Here is an 11,680-nt window from a genome sequence, read left to right as displayed (position 1 = left end):
ATATAACTTCATATACTATCCGCTTAATAAAATATAAAGGGATGTTACCTAGTTAAAATGTTCAACTACTAGGACATCCCTTTTTATCTTGAAGACTTACCTTATAATTCATACATTTCACACGTTCTGCTCCACCCCTGTACTCTTCTCCTTCTTACTTCTTTTAAAATTCTTCAACTTCTTAATCGTTCCAACTAATCCTTTTGGAAAAACTAGTAGCACGATAATGTATAATAAACCAAGAATAATCGTCCATCTTTCAAAAATCGGATACTCTGTCGCTAGTTCTGATAAATAATATTTCAGTGATTCAATAATCCCAGCTCCAGCAATTGCTCCAATTAATGTTCCAACTCCTCCAATCATTGTCATCAATAATGCGTTTAGCGTCATTTCAATTGAAAATACCGTCGTATTTACAAAACGTAATGTGATAACAAATAATCCCCCACTAATCGTAGCAACTACTCCTGCCACTACACTTGCGATAATCTTATAATGGAGAACTTTATATCCAAGCGCTTCAACACGTTGTTCATTTTGTGAAATTGCCTTTAACACTTTTCCAATAGAAGATTTTGTGAAAAGACGTAACAAAATAAAAATGAAAATTAAACATATAAGCGTTACGTAATAAAACGTAAAGCGATCACGGAATATATCTGGTACACCAAATGTAAATCCATCTCCTCCGTGAGTCAGCGTACGCCATTTTTCAGCAAGTACAAAAAACAGCTGAGAAATAGCGAGCGTTAACATTGCATAAAAATGACTTTTCAAACGTAATGACAGCATACCGATAATATAACTAACGATGGCCGAAATAATAATAGCAGCTGCTATTCCTATAAAAAAGCTCATTATAGACACTCCTTGCCGATCAAATAAGAGTGCCACACCATACGCCCCTATTCCAAAGAACATACAATGACCGAATGAAACAATACCCGTATATCCAAGGAGAACATCAAAACTCATAGCGAAAATAGCAAAGATGAAGATTTGAGTGAACAAAATTAACAAGCTCCGTGAATCATTTACGAATGGAAATACACTTAAACAAATGAGCATAAAAACTCCGAAGTATACTTTAATTCGGTTCGATGTGCTGTTCACCATGTCACCCCTTTTCACCAACGAGTCCCGTTGGCTTCACTATTAAGAAAAATAGTAACATTAACATATTGATTGCAAGAGATAAATCTGGCACATAATACGCTGTAAAAGCACCGGCTAATCCAACGATTAAAGAAGCTATCGCTGAACCTTGTACGCTACCTAATCCTCCAATGATAACTACTATAAAGGCTAAAATTGCATACTGCATGCCCATCTCAGCGAAAATAACTCCTGAATATGGTGCTAGTAGAAAACCACCTAACGCCGCCATCCCTGCTCCTAATAAAAAAACAAACGAGAATATCGCTTTTACGTTAATTCCGAGAGCTTGAACCATCTCTTTATCCATTACACCAGCGCGAATCATAAGCCCTATCTTTGTTTTTTTCAGCAGCAATAGTAAAGCGATGTAAATTAGTATCCCAACTAAAATAACGAATAGGCGATATTTTATTAAGATAACTCCTCCAAATGTGAAGCTTCCTTGAAGCCATAACGGTAATTTTGCAACAATTGGATTAGGACCCCAAAATATTTTGATACACTCGCTAAGAACGAGCATTCCTCCGAGTGTAACGAGAAGCTGCCGAACATGGTTTCCATACACTGGTCTAATAAGAAATCTTTCTAAAATGAAACCGAGAAACATCCCCATAGCGACTGCTCCAATTAGTGCTAATAAATAACTACCTGTCATATTGAATAACCAAACGCCTGTAAATGCTCCCCATGCAAATAAACCGCCATGCGCAAAATTCAGTACGCTCATTAAACCGAAAATAAGTGATAAACCAGACGCTAATAAAAAAATAAGCATCCCTGTCGAAACGCCGTTTACAAATAAGTTAATTAACACATCCACGTTCTATCCCCCCGTATCAATGTTAAGAAATACCTAAATATTTATGACATGTTTCCTTATCCTCCCGCAGTTCCTCCATGAAACCGTTATGCACAATGCGCCCATTATCCATAATGTAAAAATAATCACCGATTTGACTAGCCATCATAAAATTTTGTTCAACAAGTAAAACAGTCGTTTTTTCCTTCATTTTCAAAATAGCTACCATTAATTTTTCTATCATAATTGGAGACAGCCCTTTACTCGGCTCATCAATAAGCAATAGTCCATCACTATTAATAAATGCTCTTGAAATAGCCAACATTTGCTTTTGTCCCCCGCTTAAGAGCCCACTTTTCTTATTCCAAAACTGCTTTAAATCTGGAAATAGTTCGAGCATCCAATCTATTTTCTCTTCAGATTCTTTTCCTATCTTTCCCCTAGCAAGTGCGAATGTTTCTTCTACTGTCAAATCATGAAAAATACCTTGATTTTCTGGCACATAACCTATACCTTTTCTTGAAATTAAATGTGTAGATAATCCATTTACTTTTGTGTTATCATAATAAACTTCTCCATTTGCTATCCGGTGAAACCCCATAACCGACCGCAATGTTGTTGTTTTTCCAGCTCCATTTCTTCCAAACAATACTGTAATCGTTCCCTTCTCAACCGAAAGGGACACTCCTTGTAAAATATGAAACTGATCTAAATACGTCTCTATATTATTCACTTGTAATAGTGCCACTGTATAATCCCCCTAAATAAGCACTTCGTACTCGCTCATCTTTCATCATTTCTTCCGGTAACCCTTCAGCCAATAACTCACCATGAAATAAAACGATAAGATGATCTGATAAATCTAGCACCATATCCATTTTGTGCTCAATAAGTACAATCGTGCTCTCTGGATTCTTTTTAATATTTTCGATTACTTGTAATATAGCCGGAACTTCCTCAACTGAAATACCTGCTGTCGGCTCATCTAATAGTAATACATCTGTCTTTAATGCTAACAACATAGCAAGCTCTAACTTTCTTTTTTCTCCGTGAGCTAAGTCTTTAGCTAATACGTCCCCTTTCTCGTGAAGGAGTACTGTCTTCAAAAGACGTCTCGCTTCTCCAGTTTGCTGCTTTAACTTGGCTGCATTTGGAAAGAAACTGTAATAATCCTGAACAAACGATTGAACACTTAAACGCACATTTTCAAGTACTGTTAGCTCTGGAAATATATTTGTCAACTGAAAAGAACGACCAATCCCCAAGCGCGTTCGATCTGAAATTGATAATTTTGTAATATCCTCCCCTTTAAAATAAACTTCGCCTTTCGTCGGAGAAATTTGCCCACTTAGTAAATTGAATAGCGTTGTCTTTCCAGCACCATTCGGTCCAATAATTGAAATGAGCTTTCCTTTTTGTACCGTTAAATTAACACCCTTAATAACATGATGATCCCCAAAAGATACACAAAGATTTTTCGTCTCTAACAAATGTGTCATGAAATCCCTCCCACTGAAAGCCATGTTTATGAAAGAAATAAGTATAAAGAGGGTATCCCCTCTTTATAAAAAACAACAGAAAATTCAGTTTATTTATTTTGAACAGACGGTTCTGTTTCTTTCATTGTTAATTCTCGCTCTAACACTGGTACTGGATAATCAACACCCTCTTGCTTTTTCAGAGTTATAGAATAAAGAGTTTGTAATGCTTGATGATCCTTCTCTCTAAATTTCATCTTTCCTTTCGGTGTCTCAAATTCCATCCCTTCCATTTTCTTAATAAGTGTATCTACATCTGTATCTCCCTTCGTTTTCTTCAAAGCTTCGACGATAGAAATCGCCGCTGACATTCCTCCTGCTGTAAACAGATCTGGAACAGCACCATTAAAACGTTTTTTATGTTCTTCAACTAGCCAATCGTTCACCTTATTCTTTGGAAGTGAGTGATAATAAACAGAAAACCCTTGCATCCCTATTAGCGCATCCATCGTTTTTAATGCTGGTATATCAGGTGCACCAGTAGAAATTTTAATACCTTGCGCTTCCACATTCATATCTTTCAACTGTTTCCATGGTGAATTCGCACCTGCCCAAACGATAAATAAATAATCTGGTTTTGAGCTAATAATATTTTGAATATTTGCAGTAAAATCAGTTGCATTCGTATCCGCGTATTGCTCGTTTACAATATTCGCACCTAATTTCTTCGCTCCCGCTTTAAATGCTGCAATTCCTTCACGACCGAAAGCATTATCTGGAGCAAACGTCGCAATCTTTACACCTTTTTTAGCAATTGAGGCAGCCCCAGCAATCGCATCTTGCGAAGAGTTTCTTCCTGTTCTAAAAATATATTTATTCCAGTTCTTCCCGGTAATACTATCAGCAACTGCCGGTTCTACAACCATAATCTTTTTATACTCTTCAGCTAGTGGTAAAACTGCTAATGTATCACTTGAACTAGATGATCCGACTAAAAAATCAACTTTCTCTTCTTCTAATAATTTCGTAGCCTTCTTAACCGCTACATCTGCTTTCGTTTCCGTATCTTCTACAACAAACTTAATCTTCTTTCCTTCTACTTTCCCTGTTCCACCAGTTGCATAGTCTAACCCTAATTCAAATCCATTTACCGTTTGTTTTCCATACGATTCTAGCGGGCCTGTTAGTGAAGCAAGAACCCCTACCTTAATCGTTTTTTCATCTTCTGTACTTGTCTTCTTTCCCGAACAAGCCGCTGTTACTAATAACGAGCCTAAAACACAACCAGTAACCACCGTTCTTAGCCATTTACGTTTTTCCATCGACATTGTGATCCTCCCCATACTTTACTTTCTGATAGAATCAAACACGCCAAATTCCCCTGTCCGTAATCATGACTTTAAAATTGGTAATGGAAACTCTTGTAGTAACCTCTACATTCGGCATAAGTCTATAATCACCTTCCTATTAAATGGAAACGGACATACAATCAATATATATTCCGTTGTTCAAATGAAATTACTGTTTCATTACAGTATTCATCACGCAAAAAGCTGCAAATAATTGACTTAATGAATGAAGTCAATTATTTGCAGCTTACATAAAAAACATGAATAGAAAAACTGATTAATTATTTTCGACTTTCTCTAATCCTTCAACCAATAGTTTCTTATCTAATCTTTCCCCTATTACTACCAAGTTTGTCGGATAACCGAAGTCTTGTTCTAATAAAGTCGGTACCCCAAATGAATATTGGAATAGGTGAGGGTATTTATCTCCATGGAATTTCACAAAACCTTTCACACGATAAATACTATCTGGTAAATTCGAAAGCCATTCATATAATTTGTCTTGATCAATCGATTTCGTAAATTGATACGTCATTGTTTGTATATGTAAATGCTGTTTAACATGAAGTGTCTCATGTTCTCCACCACTCGCAAATTCAGCTTCTTCTATGTCATTTAAAGATATATTACAATACTTTGTTTCAAACAATTTCGCATGATTATTTATTGCTTTTACATCTTCAAATACTTTATTTTTATCTTCACCTGTTAATAAATCTGATTTATTAATAAGAATATGACTTCCATATTTCATTTGCTCATGTAATAGTTGTTGTACATTTGCACTTAATATACTTCGGTTTAACCATCTCACTGCATCTAATACGACTACTATGGATTTCACTTCAAGGAAAGGAGCTAAAATTGGTGATACACATGCATCTAACACTTCGATTGGATGTGCAACGCCTGTTGTTTCTATATAAATTACATCCGGTCTTTCCTGTTGATATAATGAATGTAATTGTATTTCAAGTTCTTCTTTTAACGTACAACAAATACATCCTTTCAGAAGTTCCCTTAACACATTCTCTTTCCCAATAATATCTGTATCTACCGAGTATTCACCTATTTCATTCATTAAAACTGCAACTTTTCGATTTTTCTTCTTTTCTGCTAATAATAAATTTTGCAGCAATGTTGATTTTCCGCTACCTAAAAAACCACCTAATATATGAATTTCTACTTTACTCATTCGACCGACCATCCATTTCTCTACTTCAAATTCCTTCAAAGCGTAATTATTACGATTTATACTTATCATTTTATTAAAAGAATACCTATTTTTGAGACTCCCACGACTAAAGTCGCAAGCCCGAATCCTTACGGATTTACGGGTGGGATTCTTGAATGACTAAACGTTCGCAGTCCATTTCTGTTTTAAACAGCCTTCAAGATGAGGGCATCTCATTGCCCCTCCTAAACCAGACCATATAGGCGCTTAGGCTGATTGACTGTTACCATCAATCACAGTTGCGTAGCGAATATTCATCGCCCCAACGATATCACGATGTGTCCCAAACCCACATGGACACTTGTATTTTCTGTCTTGTGCCTTATTCTTTTCAGCGCATTTCGGACAGCTTTGACTTGTATAAGCCGGATTTACATATTCAACCTGAATACCAACTAATGTTGCTTTATACGCAATAAATCGTGACAAACGATAGAATGACCAAGCGTGTAGGTTTTTTTCGTTTTTACGGCTTGTTCTTGCCGTCTGTCTTATATTCGTTAGTTGCTCTAAACGAATGACAGAAATATGATTAGCAATCGCAAAATCAATGATTTCACGACTTATTTTGTGATCTTTATCTTGCATCCATCTTTGTTCTTTATCATCAAATCGCCGAATCGCATTCACTTTTTTGTCTTTTCCTAACTTCTTACGAACACTACGAAACTTACGCTTCCTATATTTATTTTGCCTACCATTCCCAAAGAAACGAACCTTGTCATCGTCTGTGATTGCTACCGCAGGGACTTTGAGACCTAGGTCTACTCCTAAAATTTTCGCCCCTGCTCTTTCATTTGTAGGAAGTGTGACAGATATTTGGGCCATCCACTTATTCGATTTCTTTGTGATACGAAGTGTACCTAACTTATGTTTTAACAAGTCCAAATTGCGATTTGTTTTATCGATTAATAAAGCACGGACCTTTAAACGAGTTGACTTTCCTTTTACCTTAAACGGGATTGAAATATGAGTGGAGTCAAATGAATAATTTTGATTGTTCCATACACAAACAGGCCTCTTTAAAATCGGAATGATTTTACACTTGCTTTTCTTTACTTTTGTAGCAAACAAACTTTTCGCGTCTTTAATTGCTTGATTCTTCACCGCACTTGGAATATTAGCTTCAATATCCTTTGTGCTTTTTTTCGTGCTTTTCTTTGCTTCAACCATTTCCAATATAAGTGTATTTATGACTTTAATATACTCGTGGCTACTTTGTTCCAATAAACGGATTTGTTCTTTTGTGGGAAGCAATTTCACTTTCACTGTTAGGGTCTGTGACATACGTTTCACCCCTTTGTTTTTTGATTCTCAACATACTGTTTTATTGTCTCATTTGATACATTTCCAGCAGTAGAAACAAAATGGGAACGCGTCTATAAACTTTGCAAGTGCATGTGATGAGGGAATTCTTCTCTCAAACACTTTGATGTCACTCCTTTTATTTTTGCCATTGTATCAGCAGAACTAAGTGTTGACAGTGTATTTAAAAACAAATGAACGTGGTTGGTATCCTATTCCATTGTGATACTAACAATATCAAGATCGTTACATATCTCTTCAACCAACACTTTGAAACGTTCTTCTATAATCATTTATCATAGTATCATTTATTTCCGAAAAATTACAACAAACAGACCCAAAGAAACTACCTATACTTTGGATACTTAAAGTACACGAACCTTACGATTTTTAGTGGTACTCCGTATCCAACCTCACTTTCATCCCATGCCTAAAGGCAATGGGCTTTCTCGTTCGAAAAGGGCTGTAAACAAAACTGCTAGATTATCGTTTCATTTTCATTCACTTCATGAGCAACTCTAATTCCAGACTCGATTGCTCCCTGCATCCACCCATGTGTTAATGTCGTATGTTCTCCTGCAAAGTGCACTCTGCCCGCTGGCGGCGTAATATATGGAAACAATTCAAGCTCTTGCCCTGGTTCAAAAGCTGTAAATGCTCCGCAAGAATACGGATTCTTACTCCAGCTAAAAGATTCCCCTGTAATAAACTCACTATAGACCACATTCCCATAAATTTGCGCTAAATTTTTCAATGCATAACGAATACGATCTCTCTGTGAGAGACTATCCCACGTTAACGCTTCATCTGCCCACGTATAACTTGCTATAACGATAGCTGCCCCTGGTGACTGAATTCCATAGCTCGGATAATATGTAAAACGTATCGGTAAATCCGTGATAGATTTCCCACCACACTGCCTCGCTCTTTCCCAAAATCTACTTTTGAACTCTATCGCAATTTTAGTTGCTGCAATATAATTTAATTCACGAATTGCCCGTCTTTTATAATAAGAGAATAAATGATACGGCTGGACTTCTACAAATCGCAAAGCTGAAAATGGAATTGTGATAATAGCAATATCACCCGTTACTATAAATTGCTCTAACGTATGTTCATGTTTTACTTGCATCATCACTTTATTATCTTCCTGCATTATTTTATCCACTTTATATGACATAAAAATATTATCCTTTAGCTGCGATAAAAATGAATTTGGTAATGCGTCCATCCCGCCTGTTATCTCATAATATTTCGTCGTTGAAGTGAAAAAGATCATTTCTCGTAATACTTCAATTAAAGACATTCCCATGTATGCTTCCATATCAAGAAGTACTCCGATCATATCTATTGCTCCATCTGAATAATACTCGGTTAAAAATGAACCGAGCGAATATGCTTTATACTTTTTTTCAACAATAATCCAGTTTTTATTAGGATCTTTCTTAATATAATTAAGTATAGGTTCTAATACCTCTAGCATTAATTCTTCTGCCGTTTTCCCTCTCTCTTTTTCTAAAACTGGAAATCCAAGTACACTTGGATCGTTTTCAAACACATTCAATCTCGTTCTAATGTTATTCGTATAAATTATATCTGAAGAAGTTTTATTAATAAAAAGATTTAACGGTAGTTTAAATTTACGAATATAGGCTAATGTTAAATCATGAGTCTCCGGAATACGCATAGGACCTGCGTTAAAATATAATCCTGCACTAAATGGTTCACGAATTGTATACACCCTGCCACCTATTCTGTTGTTTGCTTCTATAATCGTTACCTCGTGCCCAGCTTCTTTTAATAAAGATGCTGCAACTAACCCGGACATCCCTGCACCGGCAATTGTAATCCGTTTTGGGGTATTTGTTTTGGCAAGCCCCTCATGAATAATTTGAAGCATTTTTCCCATCGATAATGGATTCCCCATGCCAATTCCCCCTTTACGAAGGATTTTACTGAATTATATTCGTTTAACAGAATTCCTATGTTTCATTCAAGGAATTGAGCGGATACATTTTCAATTACTTGAATATCTTTTATAAAATGTAATAAAATAGATATGAAACTTTAGAAGTAAGACGTATTATCTTACATAAAAAATTAATGAAATAGCGAGGAATTTTGAAATGAAAAAAGGTATTAACCGTGTTGTATTAGTAGGAACAGGAGCAGTAGGATGTAGCTATGCTTACTGCATGATTAACCAAGCAGTTGCTGAAGAATTTGTTTTAGTTGATGTAAATGAAGCAAAAGCAGAAGGAGAAGCAATGGACTTAAGCCATGCCGTACCTTTCGCACCAGCTCCAACAAAAGTTTGGAAAGGGAGTTATGAAGATTGTAAAGACGCAGATCTTGTTGTAATTACAGCTGGGTTACCACAAAAGCCAGGTGAAACACGCCTAGATTTAGTTGAGAAAAACGCTAAAATTTTCAAGCAAATTGTTCGTAGCATTATGGATAGCGGATTTGACGGTATCTTCTTAATCGCAACGAACCCTGTTGATATTTTAACTTACGTAACGTGGAAAGAATCTGGATTACCGAAAGAGCGCGTAATTGGTTCTGGTACAACTCTTGATTCTGCTCGTTTCCGCTATATGTTAGGTGAGTACTTCGATATTGGACCTCATAACATTCACGCTTATATTATCGGAGAGCACGGTGATACAGAACTTCCGGTGTGGAGTCACGTATCAATTGGTATTCAGAAACTACAAACGCTTCTTGAAAAAGACAACACATATAACCAAAAAGATTTAGATGATATTTTCGTAAACGTTCGTGATGCAGCTTATCACATTATTGAACGAAAAGGTGCTACATACTACGGCATTGGTATGTCACTGCTGCGTGTTACGAAAGCAATCTTAAGCAATGAAAACAGCGTATTAACTGTATCAGCATATCTTGAAGGTCAATACGGCCAACAAGATGTTTATATCGGCGTACCTGCTGTTTTAAACCGCGGCGGTGTTCGTGAAATTTTAGAAGTTGAACTAAGTGAAGAGGAAGAATTAAAATTCGATCACTCTGTTCAAGTATTGAAAGAAACAATGGCTCCTGTTCTTTAATCGTATTTTTCAATCAAAAAAGCAATCCGATTTATATTGGATTGCTTTTTTATATTTTTATAGTTCCCCCTCAATTTAAACGGTAATATTATCTATAAAAAGGAGTGATTTCATGAATGATTCTTGGACGATTGCAATCCTCTTGCTTGCCGCTGCATCCTTAATACTTTTCCTCTTCTTAATCATCAGAACGCTATTTCCAACTAAAAAATATGATAAGAATCTTGGATTGATTCTAATTATTTTAAGCTTGTTAGCAATACCGATAAGTATCTTCCTTATAGGAGGATGGGCAGGTATGGGAGTTGGTGTAATCGCAGTCTTTATTTTTGCTGCTGTTATTATAGCTTTAATTGCAAATACCTTCATTAAACTTCCTCCTCCAAAGAAAAAATAACAAATAACCGATGTTTTCATCAAGAGAAAACATCGGTTATTTTCTATCACTTATTATCATTAATCGGTTCATCATTATTTACGTCAAGTACATCTAATAAAAAGATAAAGATTGGAATCCCAATAATAAGCCCCCATATTCCGAGGAAATGCTCTGAAAAGATAAGAATCATAAATGTATAAAATACTGGCAAATTCGTTTTTGCAGACATAAATTTTGGATTTAAAAAATAACTTTCAAGAGCATGGATTACTGTAATGAACACTAGTATGTATACAACATACATAACCCCACCGACATTATAGGCAATTATACAAAGTGGAAACAAGGAAATAATAACACCAGCAACTGGAATCAAACCGAGTAGAAAGACCATGACAGCCAATACAAGAAGCTGCGGAAATCCTAAAATGACAAGTGCAATTACAGTGAGCACACAATTGACAACCGCGATTAAAAACTGTGCTTCAATCACTTTTCCGAACGATCTTGCAAATCTTTCACCGAAATATGCAATCTCCTCATAAAAAATTTTCAGCTTACTATCTTTAAATTTCGAAGTAAATGCTATAATGCGTTCTTTTTCTAATAAGAAAAAGAGGCTTAAAATAAGAGAAAGTAGTATTTGCAAACTGACTTTTCCTATGTTTGCTATCGATTGATAAATGACATCTACACCTTGTTCGATATATTTCGATACTTCCATTCCATTAATTGTCGAAAGTGCATATTTAATTATCTCGTTATCAGGTGGGTTTTGAAAAAATAATTTAAATTGATAAATTAATTGTGAAATTTGTATCGTTAGTACAGGCAAATATTTATATAGTGTAGTTACAATAAACGTCACTAATACAATATATAAACCAGCAATAACCACTTTCCT

At 35.7% G+C, this 11,680-nt stretch carries 11 protein-coding genes and 1 pseudogene; 2 read left to right on the top strand and 10 right to left on the bottom strand.

Translation table 11 applies throughout. From position 1 onward, the window contains the following. Positions 1-117: 117 nt before the first annotated feature. From KI356_RS23590 to KI356_RS23550, 9 genes and pseudogenes are all read right to left on the bottom strand, one after another. Positions 118-1,071, bottom strand: a complete 954-nt coding sequence (locus KI356_RS23590; protein ID WP_128281710.1) for a branched-chain amino acid ABC transporter permease — start codon at positions 1,069-1,071, stop codon at positions 118-120. 49 nt (positions 1,072-1,120) lie between these two features. Then, positions 1,121-1,981: a branched-chain amino acid ABC transporter permease gene (locus KI356_RS23585; RefSeq protein WP_002118354.1), complete on the bottom strand. Its 861-nt coding sequence runs from the start codon at positions 1,979-1,981 to the stop codon at positions 1,121-1,123. A gap of 22 nt (positions 1,982-2,003) precedes the next feature. Next, a complete protein-coding gene (locus KI356_RS23580; protein WP_002148734.1) occupies positions 2,004-2,708 on the bottom strand; it encodes a branched-chain amino acid ABC transporter ATP-binding protein in 705 nt (234 codons plus the stop codon). Continuing rightward, the gene (locus tag KI356_RS23575; RefSeq protein ID WP_212936632.1) at positions 2,686-3,459 is read right to left on the bottom strand and encodes an ABC transporter ATP-binding protein; all 774 of its coding nucleotides are present in this window, start codon (positions 3,457-3,459) and stop codon (positions 2,686-2,688) included. The genes KI356_RS23580 and KI356_RS23575 overlap by 23 nt, the downstream gene beginning before the upstream one ends. Positions 3,460-3,548: 89 nt before the next feature. After that, the gene (locus tag KI356_RS23570; protein WP_212936631.1) at positions 3,549-4,766 is read right to left on the bottom strand and encodes a substrate-binding domain-containing protein; all 1,218 of its coding nucleotides are present in this window, start codon (positions 4,764-4,766) and stop codon (positions 3,549-3,551) included. 298 nt (positions 4,767-5,064) lie between these two features. Continuing rightward, positions 5,065-5,982, bottom strand: a complete 918-nt coding sequence (locus tag KI356_RS23565) for a CobW family GTP-binding protein (RefSeq protein WP_205685967.1) — start codon at positions 5,980-5,982, stop codon at positions 5,065-5,067. Positions 5,983-6,228: 246 nt separating this feature from the next. Then, positions 6,229-7,308 (bottom strand): RNA-guided endonuclease TnpB family protein, encoded by a 1,080-nt coding sequence (locus KI356_RS23560; protein ID WP_212936630.1) that lies wholly within the window; start codon positions 7,306-7,308, stop codon positions 6,229-6,231. A 5-nt stretch (positions 7,309-7,313) separates the two neighbouring features. Continuing rightward, positions 7,314-7,613, bottom strand: a pseudogene (gene tnpA / locus KI356_RS23555) (IS200/IS605 family transposase); the annotation flags it as partial. Between the two features lie 191 nt (positions 7,614-7,804). After that, positions 7,805-9,253 (bottom strand): flavin monoamine oxidase family protein, encoded by a 1,449-nt coding sequence (locus KI356_RS23550; RefSeq protein WP_128281406.1) that lies wholly within the window; start codon positions 9,251-9,253, stop codon positions 7,805-7,807. A 199-nt stretch (positions 9,254-9,452) separates the two neighbouring features. On the opposite strand from KI356_RS23550, the gene KI356_RS23545 reads away from it, so the two are divergent. Both KI356_RS23545 and KI356_RS23540 read left to right on the top strand, forming a co-directional pair. Then, positions 9,453-10,397, top strand: a complete 945-nt coding sequence (locus KI356_RS23545) for an L-lactate dehydrogenase (protein ID WP_002012312.1) — start codon at positions 9,453-9,455, stop codon at positions 10,395-10,397. A 112-nt stretch (positions 10,398-10,509) separates the two neighbouring features. After that, positions 10,510-10,794, top strand: coding sequence for a YesK family protein (locus tag KI356_RS23540; RefSeq protein ID WP_128281407.1), 285 nt, complete (start codon positions 10,510-10,512; stop codon positions 10,792-10,794). A 46-nt stretch (positions 10,795-10,840) separates the two neighbouring features. Here KI356_RS23540 and KI356_RS23535 read toward each other — a convergent pair. Further along, a partial coding sequence (locus KI356_RS23535; RefSeq protein ID WP_212936629.1) for an AI-2E family transporter occupies positions 10,841-11,680 on the bottom strand: 840 nt, incomplete at its 5' end.

Source organism: Bacillus hominis (assembly GCF_018332515.1).
GTDB lineage: Bacteria > Bacillota > Bacilli > Bacillales > Bacillaceae_G > Bacillus_A > Bacillus_A hominis.
Note: the sequence above shows the minus strand (reverse complement) of the source record. Positions and strands in the feature narration are given on the sequence as shown.

What these genes read in the sequence shown, in the direction of transcription:
- KI356_RS23590 (WP_128281710.1), bottom strand. Translation starts at nt 1,071, where the DNA reads ATGCTCATTTGTTTAAGTGTATTTCCATTCGTAAATGATTCACGGAGC.
- KI356_RS23575 (WP_212936632.1), bottom strand. Translation starts at nt 3,459, where the DNA reads ATGACACATTTGTTAGAGACGAAAAATCTTTGTGTATCTTTTGGGGAT.
- KI356_RS23570 (WP_212936631.1), bottom strand. Translation starts at nt 4,766, where the DNA reads ATGTCGATGGAAAAACGTAAATGGCTAAGAACGGTGGTTACTGGTTGT.
- KI356_RS23565 (WP_205685967.1), bottom strand. Translation starts at nt 5,982, where the DNA reads ATGAGTAAAGTAGAAATTCATATATTAGGTGGTTTTTTAGGTAGCGGA.
- KI356_RS23560 (WP_212936630.1), bottom strand. Translation starts at nt 7,308, where the DNA reads ATGTCACAGACCCTAACAGTGAAAGTGAAATTGCTTCCCACAAAAGAA.
- KI356_RS23550 (WP_128281406.1), bottom strand. Translation starts at nt 9,253, where the DNA reads ATGGGGAATCCATTATCGATGGGAAAAATGCTTCAAATTATTCATGAG.
- KI356_RS23545 (WP_002012312.1), top strand. Translation starts at nt 9,453, where the DNA reads ATGAAAAAAGGTATTAACCGTGTTGTATTAGTAGGAACAGGAGCAGTA.
- KI356_RS23540 (WP_128281407.1), top strand. Translation starts at nt 10,510, where the DNA reads ATGAATGATTCTTGGACGATTGCAATCCTCTTGCTTGCCGCTGCATCC.